This window comes from Inquilinus sp. YAF38, from assembly GCF_052113205.1.
Taxonomy (GTDB): domain Bacteria; phylum Pseudomonadota; class Alphaproteobacteria; order DSM-16000; family Inquilinaceae; genus Inquilinus.
The window spans coordinates 35,912-56,479 of record NZ_JBFRCU010000036.1; the positions used below are offsets into that span (position 1 = coordinate 35,912).

At 69.6% G+C, this 20,568-nt stretch carries 22 protein-coding genes; 3 read left to right on the top strand and 19 right to left on the bottom strand.

Annotated elements, in window-relative coordinates:
• Position 1 precedes the first annotated feature (1 nt).
• The 17 genes from AB4Z01_RS17650 to creD all read right to left on the bottom strand — a co-directional run bounded on the left by AB4Z01_RS17650 (position 2) and on the right by creD (position 14,853).
• Positions 2–739: an ABC transporter permease gene (locus AB4Z01_RS17650; RefSeq protein ID WP_441695852.1), complete on the bottom strand. Its 738-nt coding sequence runs from the start codon at positions 737–739 to the stop codon at positions 2–4.
• Positions 740–793: 54 nt separating this feature from the next.
• On the bottom strand, positions 794–1,591 hold the full coding sequence (locus AB4Z01_RS17655; RefSeq protein ID WP_441695853.1) for a transporter substrate-binding domain-containing protein: 798 nt from the start codon (positions 1,589–1,591) through the stop codon (positions 794–796).
• 77 nt (positions 1,592–1,668) lie between these two features.
• Complete coding sequence (locus AB4Z01_RS17660) at positions 1,669–2,460, bottom strand: transporter substrate-binding domain-containing protein (RefSeq protein ID WP_441695854.1); 792 nt, start codon at positions 2,458–2,460, stop codon at positions 1,669–1,671.
• A gap of 103 nt (positions 2,461–2,563) precedes the next feature.
• Positions 2,564–3,301 (bottom strand): ABC transporter ATP-binding protein, encoded by a 738-nt coding sequence (locus tag AB4Z01_RS17665; RefSeq protein WP_441695882.1) that lies wholly within the window; start codon positions 3,299–3,301, stop codon positions 2,564–2,566.
• 214 nt (positions 3,302–3,515) lie between these two features.
• Entirely contained in the window at positions 3,516–4,901 is a 1,386-nt protein-coding gene (gene ccmI, locus AB4Z01_RS17670) for a c-type cytochrome biogenesis protein CcmI (protein WP_441695855.1), read from the bottom strand.
• Positions 4,898–5,365 carry a cytochrome c-type biogenesis protein gene (locus tag AB4Z01_RS17675; protein ID WP_441695856.1) on the bottom strand — a complete coding sequence of 156 codons (468 nt, stop codon included), beginning with the start codon at positions 5,363–5,365 and terminating at the stop codon, positions 4,898–4,900. Before AB4Z01_RS17675 ends, ccmI begins: the two co-directional genes overlap by 4 nt.
• A complete protein-coding gene (locus AB4Z01_RS17680) occupies positions 5,362–5,898 on the bottom strand; it encodes a DsbE family thiol:disulfide interchange protein (RefSeq protein ID WP_441695857.1) in 537 nt (178 codons plus the stop codon). The genes AB4Z01_RS17675 and AB4Z01_RS17680 overlap by 4 nt, the downstream gene beginning before the upstream one ends.
• 13 nt (positions 5,899–5,911) lie before the next feature.
• A complete protein-coding gene (locus AB4Z01_RS17685; protein ID WP_441695858.1) occupies positions 5,912–7,879 on the bottom strand; it encodes a heme lyase CcmF/NrfE family subunit in 1,968 nt (655 codons plus the stop codon).
• Positions 7,876–8,361, bottom strand: a complete 486-nt coding sequence (gene ccmE / locus AB4Z01_RS17690; protein WP_441695859.1) for a cytochrome c maturation protein CcmE — start codon at positions 8,359–8,361, stop codon at positions 7,876–7,878. Before ccmE ends, AB4Z01_RS17685 begins: the two co-directional genes overlap by 4 nt.
• Complete coding sequence (ccmD, locus tag AB4Z01_RS17695) at positions 8,358–8,528, bottom strand: heme exporter protein CcmD (RefSeq protein ID WP_441695860.1); 171 nt, start codon at positions 8,526–8,528, stop codon at positions 8,358–8,360. The genes ccmE and ccmD overlap by 4 nt, the downstream gene beginning before the upstream one ends.
• Positions 8,525–9,286, bottom strand: a complete 762-nt coding sequence (locus AB4Z01_RS17700; protein ID WP_441695883.1) for a heme ABC transporter permease — start codon at positions 9,284–9,286, stop codon at positions 8,525–8,527. Before AB4Z01_RS17700 ends, ccmD begins: the two co-directional genes overlap by 4 nt.
• A gap of 60 nt (positions 9,287–9,346) precedes the next feature.
• Positions 9,347–9,763 (bottom strand): SET domain-containing protein, encoded by a 417-nt coding sequence (locus AB4Z01_RS17705; RefSeq protein ID WP_441695861.1) that lies wholly within the window; start codon positions 9,761–9,763, stop codon positions 9,347–9,349.
• A gap of 317 nt (positions 9,764–10,080) precedes the next feature.
• Complete coding sequence (locus AB4Z01_RS17710) at positions 10,081–10,302, bottom strand: antitoxin PaaA2 family protein (RefSeq protein WP_441695862.1); 222 nt, start codon at positions 10,300–10,302, stop codon at positions 10,081–10,083.
• A gap of 63 nt (positions 10,303–10,365) precedes the next feature.
• Positions 10,366–11,031: a heme exporter protein CcmB gene (gene ccmB / locus AB4Z01_RS17715; RefSeq protein ID WP_441695863.1), complete on the bottom strand. Its 666-nt coding sequence runs from the start codon at positions 11,029–11,031 to the stop codon at positions 10,366–10,368.
• Positions 11,028–11,678, bottom strand: a complete 651-nt coding sequence (ccmA, locus tag AB4Z01_RS17720) for a heme ABC exporter ATP-binding protein CcmA (protein ID WP_441695864.1) — start codon at positions 11,676–11,678, stop codon at positions 11,028–11,030. The genes ccmB and ccmA overlap by 4 nt, the downstream gene beginning before the upstream one ends.
• Before the next feature lie 109 nt (positions 11,679–11,787).
• Positions 11,788–13,245 (bottom strand): Ca2+-dependent phosphoinositide-specific phospholipase C, encoded by a 1,458-nt coding sequence (locus tag AB4Z01_RS17725; RefSeq protein WP_441695865.1) that lies wholly within the window; start codon positions 13,243–13,245, stop codon positions 11,788–11,790.
• Positions 13,246–13,440: 195 nt separating this feature from the next.
• Positions 13,441–14,853 (bottom strand): cell envelope integrity protein CreD, encoded by a 1,413-nt coding sequence (gene creD, locus AB4Z01_RS17730; RefSeq protein WP_441695866.1) that lies wholly within the window; start codon positions 14,851–14,853, stop codon positions 13,441–13,443.
• A 408-nt stretch (positions 14,854–15,261) separates the two neighbouring features.
• On the opposite strand from creD, the gene AB4Z01_RS17735 reads away from it, so the two are divergent.
• Together AB4Z01_RS17735 and AB4Z01_RS17740 are read left to right on the top strand one after the other, a co-directional pair.
• Positions 15,262–16,779 (top strand): MFS transporter, encoded by a 1,518-nt coding sequence (locus tag AB4Z01_RS17735; protein ID WP_441695867.1) that lies wholly within the window; start codon positions 15,262–15,264, stop codon positions 16,777–16,779.
• A 6-nt stretch (positions 16,780–16,785) separates the two neighbouring features.
• Complete coding sequence (locus AB4Z01_RS17740; protein ID WP_441695868.1) at positions 16,786–17,964, top strand: HlyD family secretion protein; 1,179 nt, start codon at positions 16,786–16,788, stop codon at positions 17,962–17,964.
• A 51-nt stretch (positions 17,965–18,015) separates the two neighbouring features.
• On the opposite strand, the gene AB4Z01_RS17745 is transcribed toward AB4Z01_RS17740, so the two are convergent.
• Both AB4Z01_RS17745 and AB4Z01_RS17750 read right to left on the bottom strand, forming a co-directional pair.
• The gene (locus AB4Z01_RS17745) at positions 18,016–18,438 is read right to left on the bottom strand and encodes a VOC family protein (RefSeq protein WP_441695869.1); all 423 of its coding nucleotides are present in this window, start codon (positions 18,436–18,438) and stop codon (positions 18,016–18,018) included.
• A 60-nt stretch (positions 18,439–18,498) separates the two neighbouring features.
• Complete coding sequence (locus AB4Z01_RS17750) at positions 18,499–19,587, bottom strand: esterase-like activity of phytase family protein (RefSeq protein ID WP_441695870.1); 1,089 nt, start codon at positions 19,585–19,587, stop codon at positions 18,499–18,501.
• Positions 19,588–19,678: 91 nt separating this feature from the next.
• Here AB4Z01_RS17750 and AB4Z01_RS17755 point away from each other — a divergent pair, with 91 nt between their 5' ends.
• Positions 19,679–20,524 carry an alpha/beta fold hydrolase gene (locus tag AB4Z01_RS17755; protein ID WP_441695871.1) on the top strand — a complete coding sequence of 282 codons (846 nt, stop codon included), beginning with the start codon at positions 19,679–19,681 and terminating at the stop codon, positions 20,522–20,524.
• Positions 20,525–20,568 lie beyond the last annotated feature (44 nt).

The window sequence follows — 20,568 nt, forward strand, 5'->3', positions numbered from 1 at the left end:
CTCAGCCCGCCCGCCGCACGCCGCGGTCGTAATGCGTCTCGGCCTTGCGGAACAGCTTGGTCGAGAAGGTGGTGATGACCAGGAACAGCACCGCCGCGGTGATGAAGAACGGGAACGGCTCGCGCGTCGACCGCGCCGCCACCTGGCTGATGCGCATCAGCTCGGTGACCCCGACGACGGAGACCAGCGCCGTGTCCTTCAGGATCAGCTGCCAGATGTTGCCCAGGCCGGGCAGCGCCAGGCGGATGGTCTGCGGCAGGATGATGCGGCGGAACACCATGAAGCCGTGCATGCCGAAGGCGCGCCCGGCCTCGATCTGGCCATGCGGGATGACCTGGATGGCGCCGCGCAGCACCTCGGTGGCATAGGAGCCGGAGATCAGGCCGACGGCGAGGACGCCGATCACGAACTCGTTCAGCCGGAACGGCTCGGTGACGCCCATCAGGCCGAGGATGGCGTTGATCGCCGCCTCGTTGCCGAAGAACAGGAGATAGATGATCAGGAGCTCCGGCACGCCGCGGATGACGGTGGTGTAGACCTCCATCAGCCAGCGCAGCGGGAACCAGCCCCAGACCTTGAGGCAGGCGGCGATCAGCCCGACCACGATGCCGAAGATGTAGCTGGCGGTGGAGAGCAGCACGGTCATCACCGCGGCCTGGACGAACTCGTCGCCCCAGCCCTGGTCGCCCCAGGAGAAGAGCTGCGCCCAGTGGAGCAGCGAATCGGTCAGTCCTTGCATGCTTTTCCGCTGCCTGGGACGGAGCGGGCGGCCGTCAGGCCGCCCGGAGCCGTCTTAGTTGCCGGGGGCCAGCGGGTCGTAGCCGAACCACTGGACCGCCAGCTTGCCCAACGATCCGTCGGCCTTCATGGAATCGATCGCCTTGTCGAGCTTGGCCTTGAGCTCCTTGTCCTCCTGGCGCAGGCCGATGCCGACGCCCTGGCCGAACAGCGGGTTGTCCTTGCCGGTCATGGTCGGCCCGAAATGGGTGAAACCCTTGCCGGCGTCGCTGTTCAGGAAGGAGCTCCAGGACACGCTGTCGTTCAGCCCGGCATCGATGCGGCCGTTGACCAGGTCGAAATTGAGCTCGTCGACGGTGTCGTAGAGCTTGATCTCGGTATCCTTGAACTCCGCTTCGACGAAGTTCTGGTGGGTGGTCGAGCGCTGCACGCCGATGGTCTTGCCCTTCAGCGCCGCCTTCACGTCAGCCAGGGACTTGGCGTTCTTCAGGAGCCCGTCCTTGGCCCCGACGAACCAGGCAGGCGTGTCGGTGTAGGGCACCGAGAAGGCGATCTGCTTCAGCCGCTCCGCGGTGATCGACATGCCGTCCATGATGCCGTCATAGCGCTTGTTCATCAGCGCCGGGATCATGCCATCCCAGTCCTGTTGCATGACCTCGCAGGTCATGCCGGTGCGCTTGCACAGCTCGTTCACCAGGTCGACCTCGAAGCCGACGATCTTGCCGGTGGAATCGGTGTTGTTGAAAGGCGGGTAGGCCCCTTCCATGCCGACGCGGAACGTTTCCGCCGTGGCCGTTCCAGCGGCCAGCACCAACGCCGCCGCCCCGACCAGGGACACCCAGATCTTGTTCATGAAGCTCTCCCGTTGGAACTTGCGGTCCCGGTTGGGGCCGGGCGCCGGCACCGCATCCGCCGGCGCCCGTTCCTGCCTTACTTGATCGAGGTGTCGATGCCGAACCACTGCATCGACAACTTGGTCATCGTGCCGTCGGCGTTCACCTCGTCCAGCGCCTTGTCCAGCTTCGCCTTCAGCGCCGAATCGTCCTTGCGCAGGCCGATGCCGACGCCGAGGCCGAAGATCGGATCGTCCTTGCCGGTCAGGCCCGGGCCGAAATGGTCGTAGCCCTTGCCCGCGTCGCTGGCCAGGAAGTCCTTCCAGCCGAGGCTGTCGGCCAAGCCGGCGTCGATGCGGCCGTTCTGCATGTCGAGGTTGAGGTCGTCCTGCGTGTCGTAAAGCTTGACCTCAACACCGGGGATCTTCTGCTCCAGGAAGTTCTGGTGGATGGTCGAGCGCTGCACGCCGACCGACTTGCCCTTGAGCGCGGCCTTGATGTCGTCCAGGGTCTTGGCGTCCTTCAGCACGCCGGTCTTGGCCGAGACGAACCAGGCCGGGGTGGTGCTGTAGGGCTTGGAGAAGGCGATCTGCTTCAGCCGCTCTTCGGTCACCGACATGCCGGCCATGATCGCGTCGTAGCGCTTGTTCATCAGCGCCGGGATCATGCCATCCCAGTCCTGCTGGATGATCTCGCAGGTCATCTGGGTGCGCTTGCACAGTTCGTTGGCGAGGTCGATCTCGAAGCCGACCAGCTTGCCCGAGGCGTCGGTGGCGTTGTACGGCGGATAGGCGCCTTCGGTGCCGACCCGCAGCGTCTCGGCCGAGGCGGCGCCAGCGGCCAGCACGAGGGCCGCGGCGGCGGCCAGCGACATCCAGCTCTTCATCATGAAGTCTCCCGTTCAGAACAGGGACCTTGCGGTCCCGGGTTGGATGGGCCGATTTCCGCGAAATCGCCGCGCGTGGTCAAGCATTGCGGCGCAGCAGTGCCCATCAATGTTGCACTTTAAGGAACTGGCGGATCCGCTCGGAGCGTGGATTGTCGAACACCTCGGCCGGCGTCCCCTCCTCCTCGGTCCGCCCCTGGTGCAGGAAGATCACCCGGCTCGACACCTCGCGGGCGAAGCGCATCTCATGGGTGACGAGCAGCATGGTGTTGCCCTCCTCCGCCAGCTGGCGGATCACCCGCAGCACCTCGCCGACCAGCTCGGGGTCGAGGGCCGAGGTCGGCTCGTCGAACAGCATCACCTTGGGCTGCATCGCCAGCGCCCGCGCGATCGCGGCGCGCTGCTGCTGGCCACCGGACAGGTGGCTCGGATAATGGTCGCGCTTGTCGGCGATGCCGACCTTGACCAGCAGCGCCTCGGCGCGCTCCACCGCTTCCTTGCGCGGCACCTTCAGCACATGCACCGGCGCCTCGATCACGTTCTCGAGCACGGTCATGTGCGACCACAGGTTGAAGCTCTGGAACACCATGCCGAGCGAGGCGCGGATCCGGTCGACCTGCTTGCTGTCCTCGGGCTCGGCCTCGCCGGAGCGCAGCTTCCGCATCCGGATCAGCTCGCCATTCACCCACACGCGGCCGTCATTGGGCATTTCGAGCAGGTTGATGCAGCGCAGCAGCGTGCTCTTGCCCGAGCCGGAGGAGCCGATGATCGAGATGACGTCGCCCTGCCGGGCCTGCAGCGATACGCCCTTCAGCACTTCGAGCTTGCCGAACCGCTTGTGCATGTCCTCGACGACGATCGCCCTGTCCGAGGGCGCCGCGGCGGCAGCAACAGAGACCACGATGGAAAAGCCTCACCCGAGTTCTTGTTGCAATCGAAACAAGCATTGTTTCCCGGTGCCGGTCAACCGCGGCCCGACGCCGCGTCGCTGCAACCGCGAAGACGAAGGTGCCGGGCCGGTTTTCATCCGCATTGTTGCGGCGATCCGGCCGGTCCGGTCATCCGGCGTCGGGCGCCGGCAGCTGCGACATGCGGCCCTCGATTGCCCGGCGCTCCTGGCTGCCCTCCCGGAACTGATCGCGCATCCGGCCCCACAACCTCCGCGCCTCCTCCGGCTGTCCCGCCTTCTGCGCGGCGACGCCGAGGAACCACAGGGCCTGGAGGTCGTTCGGATCGGAGGCCAGGATGCGGCGCAGCCCGGTTTCCAGCAGCGGCGGCACCTCCTCGCCGCGGCCGGCGGTCAGCAGGGCGTCGGCATAGGCGCGCAGCAGATCGTTGTTGTCCGGCGCCAGCGCCGCAGCCCGGGCATAGGCGTCGGCGGCGGCGCCGGCGTCGCCCAGCACACCGCGGGCGCGGGCCAGGCGGACCCAGCCCTCGAGATCGTCCGGCGACTGCTCCAGCCGCGCCGCCAGGCCATCGACCATGCCGCGGATCGCCTTGGCCTGCTCGTCCGGCGGCAGCGACGCGATGGCGCCGGCCGGGCCGCTCGCCGGCGGGGCGGCCCGCGCGGTGGGCGGCTGCGGTTCCGGCGTCGCGGTCTTCGGGTCGAGACCGAGGCGCTGCGCCGCCTCGGCGAGATGCTGGCGCACCGAGGGCAGCCAGGGCGCGTCGGCCGGGGACTCCCGCACCAGCGCCTGCCACAGGTCCAGCGCCGCACGGTCGTCGCCGGCCTGGGCGTTGCCGAGCGCCAGGAAATAGCGGGCCCGGATGTCGGCGGGCCGCAGCGCCAGCGCCTGATCGAAGGCGGCGCGCGCGGTCTCGGTGACGGTGCCGCCATTGGCGCCGACCAGGGCCTCGCCGTAGCGGCCGGTCAGCTCGGCATCGGCATTGCCCAAGCCGATGGCGCGGCCATAGGCGTCGGCCGCCTTGGCGCTCTCGCCCAGCTGACCCCAACGCTGGCCAAGCTCGATCCAGCCGGCGCGGTCCTGTGGGCTGGCGGCCAGGCGCTGTTCCAGGCTCTGCGCCTCGGCCATCGCGGATTGGACCGCCATGCGCTCGCCCGGGTCACGGCTGGCAAAGGGCTGCGACTTCAGGCCGGGCGTGCCTTCGACCATGTAGATCGCCAGCGCCGCCACCGGCAGCAGCACGGCAAGGCCCAACGCGATGCGCCGCGGCGGCGCGACGGAGGCGGTGATCGTCGGCTTCGCTTCGCCTGCGGCGGCCAGCAGGCGGCGGCCGATCTCGGCCTTCGCCGCCTCGGCCTCGGCGGCGCCGATCTCGCCGGCGGCACGCTCGCGCTCCAGCTCCTTCAACTGGTCGCGATAGATCGCGGCGTCGGCACCGGAGGCGAGCGAGGCGTCGGTGGCGAAGAGGCGGCGCAGCAGCAACGCCACGGCGCCGCCGGTCATCACCGCTGCGGCCACCCAGAACAGCCAGCCGGTCACGGCGCCGATTCCTCGTCCATCAGCCGGGCCAGGCGGCGGCTCTCCTCCGGCGACAGCGGCACCACCTCGGCCGGGCGCCGGCGGCGGCGCAGGATCAGCAGGGCAATGGCGGCGAACAGCAGCACCACCGGGCCGAACCAGAGCGCCAGCGTGCCGGCGCGCAGCGGCGGCCGCAGCAGCACATAGTCGCCGTAGCGGGCGGTGACGAAGTCCAGCACCTGGCCGTTGCTGTCGCCGGCGGTCAGCCGCTCGCGCACGATGCGGCGCAGGTCGCGCGCAAGGTCGGCGTTGGAATCGTCGATCGACTGGTTCTGGCAGACCAGGCAGCGCAGCTCCTGCCCCAGCTCCCGCGCCCGTGCCTCCAGCGCCGGGTCGGAGAGCTGCTCCTGCGGCTCCACCGCGAAGGCGGGGGCGGCCGCGGCGACGGCCAGCAGCAGCGCCGCAAGGATGGCACGTCCCCTCACTTCGCCAGCTCCGCCAGCAGCGGCCGGATCTCGCGGTCGACGATGTCGGGGGTCAGCGGGCCGGGGTGCCGGTAGCGAATGCGGCCGGCCTTGTCGATCACGAAGGTCTCCGGCACGCCGTAGACGCCGAGGTCGATCGCGGTGCGGCCCTCAACGTCGGCGCCGATCCGGAGATACGGGTCGCCGTTGCGTTTCAGCCAGGCCAGCGCGTCCTCCGGCTTGTCCTTGTAGTTGATGGCCAGGACCGGAATGCCGTCCTCGCGGCCGAGCTTGGTGATCACCGGATGCTCGGCCAGGCACGGCACGCACCAGCTGGCAAAGACGTTCAGCAGCATCGGCGCCCCGCCGAAATTGCCGGTCGAGAGACCGTCCGACCGGCCCGGCAGCGCCGCCAGGTCGAAGACCGGCAGCGGCTTGTCGATCAAGGCCGAGGGCAGCGATTGCGGGTCGCTGCCCGACAGCAGCTTGGTCCCGACCCCGACGGCCAGGGCGGCGAGCAGCAGCAGCGGCAGCAGGAACAGCAATCGGCGCATGGTTTCGCGATCCTCAGGCCGGCGACCCGACGGCCGGCGCCGCCGTCCGCCGCGGCGCGCCGACGCGCAGCCGGCGGTCGCTCAGCGACAGCGCACCGCCGAAGGCCATGACCAGGGCGCCGCCCCAGATCCACGGCACCAGCGGGTGGTGGTACAGCCGCAGGCTCCAGCGGCCGTCCGCCTGTTCCTCGCCCAGGGCGACATAAACGTCGCCGGTCAGGGTGGTGTGGATCGCGACCTCGCTGGTCGGCATCCGGGCCACCGGATAGAAGCGCTTCTCGGGCGCGAGATCGGTCACGACGCTGCCGTCATGCAGCAGCGTCATGTCCCCCTCACGGGTCTCATAGTTCGGCCCCTGCGCCATGCGCACGCCGTCGAACTGGACCGCATAGCCGGCGGCGAGGTCGATGCGGTCACCCGGCTTGGCCAGCACCAGCTTCTCGGTCGACCAGTAGCTGGTGGCGATCATGCCGAGCAGCGCGATGCCGAGCCCGGCATGGGCGAAGGCGGTGCCCCAGGCGCTGCGTGGCAGGCCGACGGCGCGGGACAGGCTGTCCCGCAGCGGGATCCGGAACAGCCGCACCCGCTCCGCGATCTCGGTGGCGGCGCCGAGCACCACCCAGGCGCCGAAGGCGATGCCGACCAGCGCCAGCACCGGCCCGCCGCCCTGCAGCCACAGCGCGGCCAGGGTGACGATCACGGCGCCGGCGGCGGCGAATTTCAGCCGGCCGAGCACACCGGCCAGGTCGCCGCGCTTCCAGGCCATCAAGGGCGCGATCACCATCACCACGACCACCGGCGTCATCAGCGGCACGAAGGTGAGCTGGTAGAACGGCTTGCCGACCGAGACCGCCTTGTCGAGCAGCGGGTAGAGCGTGCCGATGAACACCGTCACCGTGGCGGTGCAGATCAGGAGGTTGTTCAGCACCAGCGCCCCTTCCCGGCTGATCGGGGCAAAGACGCCGCCCAGCTTCAGCCGCGGCGCGCGGATGGCGTAGAGGGTGAAGGCGCCGCCGATGGTAAGCGCCAGCAGCAGCAGGATGAACACGCCGCGCTCCGGGTCGACGGCGAAGGCGTGCACCGAGGTGATGATGCCGGAGCGCACCAGGAAGGTGCCGACCAGGCTGAGGCCGAAGGCGAGGATGGCGAGCAGGATGGTCCAGCTCTTCAGCGCGTCGCGCTTCTCGACCACCAGGGCGGAGTGCAGCAGCGCGGTGCCGGCCATCCAGGGCATCAGCGAGGCGTTCTCAACCGGGTCCCAGAACCACCAGCCGCCCCAGCCGAGCTCGTAATAGGCCCAGTAGGAACCGAGCGCGATGCCGACGGTCAGGAACGACCAGGCGGCCAGGGTCCAGGGCCGCACCCAGCGCGCCCAGGCGGGGTCGACCCGGCCCTCGAGCAACGCCGCGACGGCGAAGGAGAAGGCCATCGAGAAGCCGACATAGCCCAGATAGAGAAAGGGCGGGTGGAAGGCCAGGCCGGGGTCCTGCAGCAGCGGGTTCATGTCCTGGCCGTCGAGCGGCGCCGGGTCGAGCCGCAGGAAGGGATTCGAGGTCAGGATGATGAAGGCCAGGAAGCCGACCCCGATCATGCCCTGCACCGCCAGCACCCGCGCCTTCAGCGTCGGCGGCAGGTTGCTGCCGAACAGCGCCACCGCGGCCCCGAACAACGCCAGGATGAGGACCCAGAGCAGCATCGAGCCCTCATGGTTCCCCCAGACGCCGGTGACCTTGTAGAGCATCGGCTTGGTGGAGAGGCTGTTGTTCGCGACCAGCGCCACCGAGAAGTCGGAGACGACATAGGCCCAGGTCAGCGCCGCGAAGGCGATGCCGATGGCGGCCAGCTGCAGCGTCGCCGCCGGCTCGGCGATCGCCATCATCCCGGGATGGCGCCGGGCGGCGCCCCACAGCGGCAGGGTCGACTGCACCACAGCGAGCAGCAGCGCCAGGACCAGGGCGTAGTGGCCGAGCTCGGGGATCATTGCGCGGCCACCGTGCCGGGGGAGAGGGCGGGCTTGCCGGAGCCGCCGGGCGCGCCCGGATGGCCGGCATCGCGCAGGGCCTTGGCGACTTCGGGCGGCATGTATTTCTCGTCGTGCTTGGCCAGCAGCTCGTCGGCGACGAAGGTGCCGTCGGCCCCGACCCGGCCATGCGCCACCACGCCCTGGCCCTCGCGGAACAGGTCGGGGACGATGCCGCCGTAGCGCACCGGCACGTCGAAGGCGGTGTCGGTGACGGTGAAGGTGATGGTCTGCCCGTCCGGCAGACGCCGCAGCGAGCCGTCGACCACCAGGCCGCCGAGGCGGAAGCGCTGCCCTTCCGCCACCTTGCCGTCATGCAGCTCGGTCGGGCTGTAGAAGAACAGCAGGTTGTCCTGGAAGGCGGTCAGGGCCAGGGCCGAGGCGGTGCCGAGGCCGAGGGCGGCGAGGCCCAGCAGCATCAGCCGGCGGCGCTTGCGGGTCATGCCCGTCTCCCGCGGCCGCGCAGCTGCTCCAGCGCCTCCAGGCTGCGCCGGCTGCTGCGCCGCTGCGCCAGGGTGGCGACGGTCAGCCCGACCAGCACCACCAGGGCGGCGCCATAGGCGGTCCAGACATAGAGGGCGTAGCCGCCCATCGCGAGGAACTCGGTCATCCGATCGGCTGCTCCAGCCCGGGCGCTTCGCCGCGCCGCGCGGCCATGGCGGTGGCCAGTCGCAGGGCGCGGATCCGACGCTCGGCGATCTCGGTCTCGGTGCGCAGCAGCACCAGCCAGGCGAACAGCGCGGTGAAGGCGACCGCCATCAGCAGCAGCGGCACCAGCATCGAGGAGTCGAGGGCGGAGCCGCCCAGCTTCATCACCGAGGCCGGCTGGTGCAGCGTGTTCCACCAGTCGACCGAGAACTTGATGATCGGCACGTTGACGGCGCCGACCAGGGTCAGCACCGCGCCGGCCTTGAGGCCGCGCTGCGGGTCGTCGAAGGCCGAGACCAGCACGATGTAGCCGAGATAGATGAAGAACAGGATCAGCACGCTGGTCAGCCGCGCATCCCACACCCACCAGGTGCCCCACATCGGCTGGCCCCAGAGCGAGCCGGTGAGCAGGCACAGCGCGGTGAAGCCCGCGCCGAGCGGCGCCGCGGCCTTGGTGTAGAGCTCGGCCACCGGGTGCTTCCAGACCAGGCCGACGGCCGAGGCCACGACCATGGTGGTGTAGACCATCATCGCCATCCAGGCCGAAGGCACGTGGATATACATGATCCGCACCGTCTCGCCCTGCTGGTAGTCCGGCGGAGAATCGAACAGGGCCAGCCACAGCCCGGCGCCGAGCGTCAGCAAGGCGATGCCGAGGGCCCATGGCCGCAGGGCGGCGCTCAGGCGCAGGAAGCGGGCCGGGTTGGCGAAGCGGTGCATGGCGTGGCGTGGCGGTCGTTGGGCCTCAGGATAGACAAAGCTCGGTCGCATGTCGGCGGCTCAATTGCCGCGCCCCGCGGGCCCGCCTGCCGCTCCGCCCGATGCCTGGATGGCGTCGCGCAGCTCCGGATGGAAGGCACCGTAGTCGCAGGTCAGCTCCTCTCCCGCTGCGATGTCGCGCCGGGCGACGCAGACCTCGCCGACCGTCTCCAGCGTCGGGTCGTCGCTGTGGTTCATGAAGCGGGCATCGTCGAGGTTGAGCGACAGCCCGCCCGGCAGCTCCGGCGCCGGATAGGCGTAGCGCTCGAGGAAGTCGCGCGCGGTCTCGGGCAGCGCAGCGATCGCGGCATCGGGCACGAAGGCCTCGAACACCGGATGCCAGCGCCAGACCTCCGTGCCGGCAGCGATCGGTTCGGCGGCGAGCAGACCCAGCCCTTCGATCCGGCTGGGCCCGACGGTGGTGGGGACGAGAAGCATCGGCCGGGTTCCTTTTGCCCAAGCATTACGCGAGGCCGGCCTCCGCGTCACCCCGGACGAAGGATCGACGGCGATATGCCGTCATGCGGCGAGGGATGAGTATGGTCGATCGGCGATCTGCCGCGGCGGCGTCCACGCCGGCTCCCGGACGAACGTGCCCCACGCGCTCCCTTATCCCTGGATTGCCGGGCTTGACCCGGCAATCCAGGGACCACCACGAACGGCTCTGGCCACCCCTGGATCCTCGGGTCAAGCCCGAGGATGACAACAACAAAGCAGCGTAGAGGTGCAGTGTAGAGGTGGAGAACACCCGCCACTCAAGAACCGGCACGGCGCTTCCGGTCGATCAGGGCCTGAGCCTCGTCCATGACCTGCTGCTGCGGCACCGCCGGACGCGTGTCGGCCAGCGCCTCCTGCACCTTTGCTCGGAACGACGCATCCAGATCCTCGAACAGGTTCTCGGGAGAGGCGAGACGTTCGCCCCTGCCCTGTTCGAGTTCAGCCATGGCCCTGCGTGTCGTAGCGTTCGGCACCGCCATGATCAATCTCCTGACCTGTTGGAAACAGCGTAGCCAGATCCTGCGAGCCTTCAAGCGACACCGCTACGACTGCGCCTGGCGCAGCGCCGCCGCGGCGGCGATCGGAGCCAGGGGCAAGGCGGCGGCGAGGCAGCCGCCGAGCAGCAGCAGGTGCGGGCGGGCCGTGAGGCCGGTCGCCACCGCCTCCACCGCCGCGGCGCCGAAGATCAGCACCGGCACGAAGAGCGGCAGGATCAGCAGCGCCAGCAGAGCCCCGCCGCGCCGGGCGCCGAGGGTCAGGGCGGATCCGACCGCGCCGATCAGGCTGAGGCAGGGCGTGCCGAGCAGCAGCGACAGCGCCAGCACCGGCCATGATGCCGGCTGCAGCCCCAGCATCGCCGCCATCAGCGGCGACAGTAGGATCAGCGGCAGGCCGGTCAGCAGCCAATGCGCCAGGGCCTTGGCCAGCACCGCGGCCTCCAGTGGCAGCGGCGACAGCATCATGAGGTCGAGCGACCCGTCCTCGTAGTCCTGGGCGAACAGGCGGTCGAGCGCCAGCAGCGTCGCCAGCAGGGCCGCGACCCAGACCACCCCGGCGGCGATGCGGCCGAGCAGCGCCAGCTCCGGCCCGACCCCGAGCGGGAACAGCACCACGGTGATGACGAAGAAGGCCAGCACGGCGGCGACGTCGCCGCCCGAGCGCAGGGCCAGGCGCAGGTCGCGCGACAGCAAGGCGAGGAAGGCGCTCACAGCGGCAGGTCCTCCGCGGCGTAATCCTGCAGCGCCAGGAAGCGGGCGCCGTCGAGCGCCAGCGGCACATGCGTCGCCAGCATCACCAGCCCGCCGGCGGCACGGTGCCGGGCGATGCGCCCCTCCAGCCGTCCCACCGAGGCGGCGTCGAGGCCGAGGGTCGGCTCGTCCAGCAGCCACAGCGTGGCATGGCCGAGCTCCAGCCGCGCCAGGGCCAGGCGGCGGCGCTGGCCGGCGGACAGGTAGCGACCCGGCAGGTCGTCCAGCCCTTCCAGCCCGACCGCGGCGATGGCGGCGTCGACCACCCCCTCCGCCACCGCGGTGCCGGCCATGGCGGCCCAGCTTCGCAGCGCCTCGCGCACGGTCAGCGCCGGCTTCACCGCATCCTGGTGGCCGAGATAGGCGATCGAGCCGGGGGCGCCGGTCCAGTCGAGCCGCCCGGCGAAGGCCGGCACCAGCCCGGCGACCAGGCGCAGCAGGCTGGACTTGCCGCTGCCGTTCGGCCCGGTCAGCACCAGCGCCTCGCCGGCATCGAGCCGGAACGACAGCCCGGCGAAGACCAGCCGCCCGCCGCGCAGGCAGGCCAGATCCGTCGCCGACAGACTGGCAGCGATCAGACTCGGCTCAGGCTGGGTTGCGGCAGTCATCCCCCGCCAATAGCAGCCGGACGGCCTCAGACGGAAGGGGCAGGACCGCGATCGGCCCTGCCCCCTCGTGCCGCGCCGCCCCCCGACGGCACGGCGTCCCGCCAACGGATCAGTAGTGTGGGTTGTTGGCGTTCGCGTTGCTGCGCAGCCGGAAGCGCTGGCTGGCGCCGCCGGTGCAATCGCGGATCTGCAGCCGGGTGCCGAGATTGGTGTTGACCACATCGGCGCAGCGGCCGGTCATGCCGATCAACCGGCCGTCGGGTTGCAGCTGCCACTTCTCGCTGGAGCCGCCGTCGCAGTCCCAGATGTGCAGCTGGTCGCCGTTGTTGCCGTCGCCGCCATTGATGTCGAAGCAGTACTCGTCATTGCCGACGGCCCGCAGCTGGGTCTCGTCGCTGTAGTGCCACTGCTGCTGCACCGAGTCCGTGCAGCTGAACTGGTTGAGGTCGGAGCCGTTGCCGTAGATGCCGCTCTGGATCTCGACGCAATAGCCGCTCAGCTCGCTGCTGAGGGTGAAGCCGGTCGGGACCGAGCGGCGGATGCCATTCAGCGGCAGCTTGCCGCCCCAGGTCTCCAGCGTCTCGCGGCTGATCATCGAGGCGCCCCAGCCGGCCGCCAGATACATGTGGTTGAAGATGTCGAACCGCTGCGTGTTGCTGGACCACAGGTTGACCAGCTGGCCGTTCTGCTGGGCGGTCAGCGTGTCCTTGTACCAGTACTTGTCATCCGCCTGATTGCCGCAGATCACCCATTTGTTGGTGTTCGGGTCGTCGAAGTCGTCGGCGTAGCCGTTCCAGTAGAAATCATGCGGCTCATGCGCCTCGGGGCAGACGAAGATGTGGGCGTTGGCGCCGAACTGGTTGACGTATTCTTCCTGGGTGTCGTTCTTGTCGCCGATCGGCCCGCCCATCATCAGCACGATGACGCGGCCGCGCAGCGCATCGATGCTGGGCCAGCCGGCGCGGTAGACGCCCTCGCGCAGCGAGGCGTAGCCGGTGAAGGCCCGCAGCGCCTCCGGCTGGTAGACCTTGGCGCCGAGCTCCTGGGCGATCGTGGAATCGAGCGCGGTCTTGGCCGAGGAGTCCCATCCCCCGAACACGAGATCGCCGGGCTTGAGGTCGAGCTGCAGCGTGATCGGCAGGTGGCCGGGATGCGCGTCGCTCCAGGCCCGGATGTCGGTCAGGCAGTCCCGCAGGAAGCCGCCGGCGCCGCCTCGGCAATTGTTCAGATCGATCGAGTCGCCGGGATTGTGCTTCACCGGCAGAAGGTAGTCGTCATAGACGTCGAGCTCGACCGCCTGGTTGCCACGGTCCAGCGCGTCGGTCAGCCGGGCGAAGCTCGTCTTCTCATAGGTGTTGTGCGGCCGCGACCAATAGGCGGCGTTGTAGGGCGTCGACCCGGTCAGCCCCTGGGCGTCCGGCACCGCGGGCGGCGGTGACGGCGGGTCGAAGACGATCGGCCGCGGCGGCTTGATGCCGATCGTCCCGGGCATCTGGGCCTGGGCTCCCACCACCGACAACAGCAGGGCGGCGATGCCGACCGCCCCGAACACTAGACCTCGTCTCATCGGATCCCCCTCCTCTGATGGTCGAGCCGGCCGATCCGACCCGGCATGACGATCAGGCTAGGCGGCTTCGAAGACGGTGGGATGACGCTTTGAACACGTGTTCATGACGATTGGGACACGTGTTCACAGATGTCGGAGTCAGAAGAGCTATGGAGAGGCTGGGAGGGCCACCCCGCGGGCAGCCCTCCCTTGCCGTCACAGCGGCTCGGCGCGGGCGGCCGGGACTGCGGGCTCGGCGCCTCCGGGCGCGGCGGCGTACCAGTCGATCCGTCGGGTCACATACATCACGCCGCTGAGCGCCAGGAACAGGCCGATCGAGCCGAGCAGCAAGGCCAGGTCCTCGAGTTGCATCAGCGCGTAGAGCGCGCCGTACAGGATGGCCAGCAGCGCGCCGAGCACCAAGCTGCGCTTCCAGGTGCCGAGCACCGGCCGGCAGTACAGCACGATCTGCGCCACCACCGCGGCCGCGCCGACGCCATAGGCGGCGGCGAAGCCGATCTGCTCGGCGAACGACAGCAACAGCAGGTAGAACAGGCACAGCGACAGCCCGACCAGCCCGTACTGGAAGACGTGGATGCGCAGCCGCGCCACCGCCTCGAACAGGAAGAACAGCGTGAAGGTGAAGACGATGAACAGCATGCCGTATTTGGCCGAGCGCTCGGTCTGCTGATAGGCGTTGACCGGCTGGAAGAAGCGCACGCCGAAGCTGGAGCCGGAGACGGCGGAGAGATAGTCGCCCTCCCCGCCCACCCAGGCCTGGGGATAGCCGCGGCCGAAATAGGACAGCTCCCACGCCGCGGTGAAGCCCTGCGGCCCGATGCTGGAGCGCACCGGCAGGAAGGCGCCGTCGAAGCTGGGATCCGGCCAGTTCGAGCTGGCGGTCACCCGGGTCGACCGACCGAGCGGCAGGAAGTCGAGGCGCTGACTGCCGTTCAGCCGCAGGGTGGTGGCGAAGGGAATGGCCGATTGGGCCGATTCCGCCGACAGGCCCGGCAGGCGCAGGGTCATGCCGGCGCCGAAGCGCTGGCCCAGCTCGCCCGGTGCACCGGGCTGGAACGGCAGGTCGCGGTCGCCCCAGCGCAGCGACGCGCCCTCGCGGATGCTGCGCGGGTCGGCGACGCCGACATAGAGATAGGCCGAAGACCAGTCGATCGTCGCCTGCGGCCCGGCCAGGGCCGCGGCGTCGCCGATCAGGAACTGCCCGGACAAGGCGAGATCGACGGTGTAGACCACGGCCTCGAACAGGCCGCGCCTGCGCGTCTCCGGCGCCGCCTGGGCCTCGGCCTCGTAGCGGTCGGGCAGGATGACGAGCTGACGTTCGAGCGGCGGCAGCGGCGTGCCGTCGGCGCGCGGCTCGGACGGCACCCGGAACGGCACCACCAGGATCGGCCCGATGACGCGCTGCGGCCCGCCCCAGCTGCTGCCGATCTCATCCACCACCGAGYGGTAGCGCTCCTCGCGCTCGCCGATCACGTCGTAGACCAGAAAGACCGGCAGCAGGAAGGCGACGGTCAGGAAGACGATGGCCAGGACCTTCAGCGCCGGCGACCCGGCGCGGAGGCGCCGGACGGGCCAGGCGGCGGCAGGCGGGACGGAGTCGATGCTCATGGCGGGCTCGCTCGAGGCTGCGGAGCCCGCAGCGTCCGGGCCGGCGATGGCCGCTTCGTGGCGGCGCGGCGGAAAGCTGGAGGCGCGCCCCTCCCTGGCCGCTTCGACACGGTCGGCGCCGCAGCGTGGCGATTCCGACGACATCGCCCTGATTCCGCATCATCTTGAACAGCACCGTGGCGGAGCCCGCATTCTCCTTCTCGAGGCCGACGGCGGCCAAATACCTGCCTCCGACCTATGCCGAGGGCCAGGGTTTCTCATCTTTCGGTGTGCGGGATCAGCGGTGGGCACAATTGCCGAAAGGCTCGGAAATTTCGCAGTCTTCCGTCACCAGCTCCAGCTTGAGCGGCATCAGGATTTGATGAAGCCGGCGTGAGGCCAGGTGCGGCACACCCTTCGAGATCAGCCATGAATCTCACACCCCTGATCGGGCTCCTCGGCGTCCTCGTGGCCGCTCTCAACGCCGAGTTCAACGAACTCGTGATGGCGACGGCCCTGCCCGATGTCCGAGGCGCGTTCGGCATCAGCCACGACCCGGGCATCTGGCTCGAGAGCCTCTACGCCTTCGGCGCGGCGTTCGGGACAGCCCTCTCGCCATGGCTGGCGGTCACCTTCTCGCTGCGCCGGTTCACCCTGTTCGCCATCGGACTCACCTGCGGCACGACGCTGCTCATCCCCTTCGCGCCGGATTGGGAGGTGATGCTGGGCCTGCGCCTGTTCCAGGGACTCGGCGGCGGCTTCACCATTCCCCTGCTGATGACCACGGCGTTGCGAGTGCTGCCCCCGCCGATCCGTCTCTACGGGCTGGCGGTCTATGCGCTGACCGCCACCTTCTCCCCGGCGATCAGCAGCTCCATCGCGGCGCTGTGGACCGACATCGTCGATTGGCGCTTCGTGTTCTTCGAGGCGCTGCCGCTTGGCGCGATTTCAACCGTCCTTGTCTGGCATGGGCTGCCGCAGGAGTCGCCGCATTACGAGCGGCTGCGTCGGTTCGACTGGCGCGGGGCCGTGCTGCTGGCCTTGGCCGCGGGATCCCTGACCACGCTGATGTACCACGGCAGCCACCTGGACTGGTTCAACTCGCCGCTGGTCTGCGTCCTGGCCGCCTTGTGCGTGGTCGCGTTTCCACTGCTCGCCCTCAACGAGTGGTTCCATCCGCTGCCCCTGCTCAAGCTGCAGCTGCTCGGCCGGCGGAACTTCACCTATGGCGTCCTCGCGTTGTTTCTCTTCGTCGTGCTCAGCCTCTCCTCCTCGGTGGTGCCGCTGACCTACCTTGCCGGGGTTCAGGGATATCGCGCGCTGCAAGGTCACTGGATCATGCTGGTGATCGCGCTCGGACAATTCCTGATGCTGCCGGCGGTGGCGTTCCTGCTCGACCGCAGGTGGGCGGATGCCCGCATCGTGACGCTGTGCGGGCTGGGGCTTGTCGCCTGCGCCTGCCTGGGCGCCGCTGCGATCGACGCGTCCTGGAACCGGGAGCAGTTCTATCTTTGGCAGGCTCTGCAGGCGATCGGGCAGCCCATGGTGGTGGTCCCGCTGCTGATGATAGCCACGAATGCCCTGAAGGGACCTGAGGAAGGTCCCTTCGCCTCGGCGCTGATCAACACGGCGCGCAGCCTGGCAGTACCGGTCGGCACCGGCATCCTCGAGCTTGTTGAGCGCTGGCGCGGTGCGTTCCATTCCGAGCGCCTGGTGGACGAGGTCGGCCGGAGTCGCTTTCAGCCGATGTCGTCCCCGACGGGGCTGACCACCGCGATCGGCGACCATGGGGAGACCCTCGCCCGTGCCATCGAGACGCAGGTCAGCGTGCTGACCACCGCCGACACCTTCCTGGTCCTGTTCGCGGTCGGAGTCGTCCTGGCCCTGCTCGTCCTTCTCCTTCCGGTCCGCACCTATCCGCCGCGCATCCTGTTCGCGAAGCATTGAGGCCTCATGGACACCCATGCAAACGACCCGCAGCCGCAGACCGTGGTCGGCCCGGCCGCTCCCTCGTCAAGCGTCGCTCCCGTCCCGAGGAAGGGCAGGTTCGCGCCGTCCTGGCCGTGGGCGCTCGCAGGCCTGATCGGCGTCGGGTTCGTCGCCGTGGTGACCTGGCGCATCGTCGCGCCCCAATCGGATGTCTGGACGGACAACGCCTATGTGCGTGTGCACGCCGCCGTCATCGCGCCACGCATTTCCGGCCAGGTCACGGCGGTCCGCGTCGCCAACGACGACGCCGTGAGAGTCGGGCAGGTGCTCGTCGAACTCGACGACCTCGATGCCCGCGCGGCCGTCGCGGCGGCCGAAGCGAGCCTGTCCCGTGACCACGCCATGGTCGAGAATGCGGCGGCCTCCATCCTCCGCCAGAAATCGGTCATCGATCAGGCCGGGGCCCAGGTGAACACCGCGAGCGCCCAGTTGGACTTCGCCAAAGCCGATGCCACCCGCTACGACTACCTGGCGAAGACCGGCTCAGGGGCAGTCAAGACGCAGCAGCAGGCCGACAGCAACCTGCGCCAGAGCGGGGCGGCCCTCGACGAGGCGAAGGCTGCGCTGGAGGCGGCTCAGGCGCAGATGAGCGTTCTGCAGACCCAGGAGACTTCGGCCCGGGCCAGCGTCCGCGCCAGCGAAGCCCAGCTCGATCAGGCACGCCTCAATCTCTCCTACACCAAGGTTCTGGCTCCGGTGGACGGCATGGTCGCCCAGCGCGGCGTGCAGGTGGGCAACTACGTCAATGCGGGCGCCGGCATGATGGCCGTCGTGCCCCTGTCCGAGGTCTATGTCGAGGCGAATTATCGCGAGGTCGAGCTCAGGCACGTCCAGACCGGACAACGAGCCCGGATCCATGTGGATGCGTACGACATCGACCTGGAAGGCACCGTGGTTGGCGTGCCGGCCGCGACAGGGGCGACATTCGCGACGATCCAGCCGGACAACGCCACTGGGAACTTCACCAAGATCGTGCAGCGTCTGCCTGTGCAGATTGTGATCGCGCCGAACCAGCCTCTGGCCCGGCTGCTGCGGGCCGGCCTCTCTGTTCAGACGACGATCGAGACGCAGCTCGCCGACGTGGTCGGCCACTACCGCACGGCCGCGCAGCCCGCCGTCGCCGAGCTTCCGATATCCCGCTGAGCTCGCGTCATGCATCCATCGGGGGTGATGACGACGACGACAATGCCCCAGCTAGTAGTTGGCGCGCAGCCCCGGTGTCGCCAGCTCGATGGCGTGACCGTCGGGGTCGCGGAAATACAGGCTGCGCCCGCCGCGCCGCCAATGGGTCTCGCCAGCCAGCGGGACGCCCTCTTGCTCCAGCCGGGCGCGCCAGGCCGGCAGATCCTCGGAGGGAACGGCAAAGGCCATGTGCAGCCGCCCCTGCCCCTCATGGCCGGGGATCGTGCCCTCGTCGTCGACCATGCCGTCCGAGGTCAGGCCGTGGCGGAACAGCAGCAGCGCGCCCTGGCGCCCGGCATCCAGCGCCGCCAGCCGCGGCGAGCGGGACAGCAGCTCCAGCCCCAGCACCCGCTGGTAGAACTCGGCCGAGCGGTCGACGTCCTCGACATAGAGGCAGGTCTCGGCCAGCCCATTGATGCGCGGTGACGTGTCCATCCCCCGGCTCCTCCGTTTCGGGAGGCCAGGATGAGGCGGCGGACGGCGCCCGTCCACGCATCAGTCTGGCAGCACCTCGAACACCAGCGCCTTGGTCACTTGCACCGGGTTGAAGTTGTCGTCGGACAGCACGACCAGGCTGCGATGGCCGTTGGCGAGGTCCGGGCCCCAGCCCATCGCCTCGAAGTTGTCGAGGGCGACGCCGAGCCTGCCGAAATCCAGCAGCAGGGTCTTCTGCATGGCGAGCCAGCTGCCGTCGAGCAGCGAATCGAGCCCGGAGACATCCGTGGCCAGGGTGGGATCGGCGCGGTACAGCCGGATCGAGTTGCCGCGGCCCTGGGCATAGGCTCGCTCCAGCACCAGGAACGTGCCGTCGCCGGCCGGCAGAATCTCCGACACGCCATTGTCAGCCAAGCCGCCCGGAAGCAGCGGCGCCACCGGGATCGGGTCAGTGACATAGACGTGCTCCGGCCCTGGCGCACCGGTCGCCGCGTCGAAGCTGGCGAAGCGCACCGGGCTGCCCCGGGCCAGCAAGGCTGCCGGCCCGTCCTGGACGAGGGCGTTCTCCAGCGACACGAACAGGGTGTGGCCATCGGGCGAGAGCGCCAGCCCCTCGAACACCAGGTTGTCGCGCGGGCCGAAATTCTTGTCCTCGGAGGCGTGGTAGCGCTGCGGCAGGTCGAAGCCGCGCTGCCAGCGCCCGTCCGGCGCGGCGACGCTGATCGCCGGGTCGATCCCGGCCTTCACCCCGCCCTCGCTGCTCCAGTACAGCAGGCCCGAGGCAGGATCGCGGCGGATCGCTTCGGGATCGACGCTCTTCGGCGCGAAGGTGGCACCCGCTGTATCGCGCAGAGTGGTCACGCCGGTGACGCTGATGCCACGCACCGCGTCGGAATCGTAGTCGATCGACAGGGTGTAGAAGCGGGCCGGCGCCTTCTCCGACCGGTCGTCGCTGAGGGCGATCCAGTGCCGGGCAGCCGGATCCCAGTCCAACCCCGACAGGCCGCCGACAGGCATGCCCTGGTACTCCAGCCCCTTCGGCAGCGCTGCCTCGCCGATCAGCCGCAGTTGTCCGATCCCCTCCGCCCCGGCCGGCAGCGCGGCACAGGCCAGCAGCGCACCGAGCATGGCGATCCCGAACTTGCCCATGGACATTCTCCCCGACATTCGCGGCCCTGTTGACCACGGCGGCGCGACAACGGCATGACGAGCCTGTGTTGGCTTGATGACGGAGCGGCGGATGGACAACCCGGCGGCCACCCCGGCGAACGATTCCGCCCCGCTGCGGCGCAGCGAAGGTTTCGCCCGTATCGATGGACGCAACCTTTACTGGCAGCGCCTCGATCCGCCCGGCAGTGCCGGGCGCCTCCCCATCCTTCTTCTACATGAAGGGCTCGGCTCCGTCGCGCAATGGACGCGGCGCGGCGTCGACGTCGCCGTGCGCCTGGCCGAGGCGACCGGCCATCCGGTGCTGGCGCATGACCGGCTGGGCTTCGGCCGGTCCGACCCGCTGCCGGGGCCGCGCGGCGTCGACTATCTCTATGAGGAAGGGCGCGAGGCGCTGCCGCGGGTGCTGGACGCGCTCGGGATCGACCGCGCCGGGCTGGTCGGGCACAGCGACGGCGGCAGCATCGCCCTGATCTTCGCTGCGGCGCATCCCGGCCGCGCCGCCTGGATCGTGACTGAGGCGGCGCATGTCATCGTCGAGGAGGAGACCCTGGCCGGCATCGCCACGGCCCATGCCGCCTTCTACGCCCCGGACTCCAGGCTGCGCACCGTGCTGGCCCGCTATCACGGCGACAAGACCGACTTCACCTTCGCCAACTGGGCCGAGCTGTGGCCGACCCCCGGTTTCCGCAGCTTCGACATGCGCGACGCGCTGCCCTCGATCCGCTGCCCGGTGCTGGCGCTTCAGGGGGCGGAGGACGAATACGGCACCCCAGCCCAGCTGGACGCGATAAAGGCCAGGGTTTCCGGTCCTTGCGAGACCTGGCTGGYGCCGGATTGCCGGCACGCGCCGCATTTCGAAGCCATCGACCGGGTGCTGCCGCGGATCGTCGATTTCGCAGTTGCGAACGGTTCTTGACCCGTTGCATTTGAACGGCTTGCGCGGACGCGCTACATGAAGGC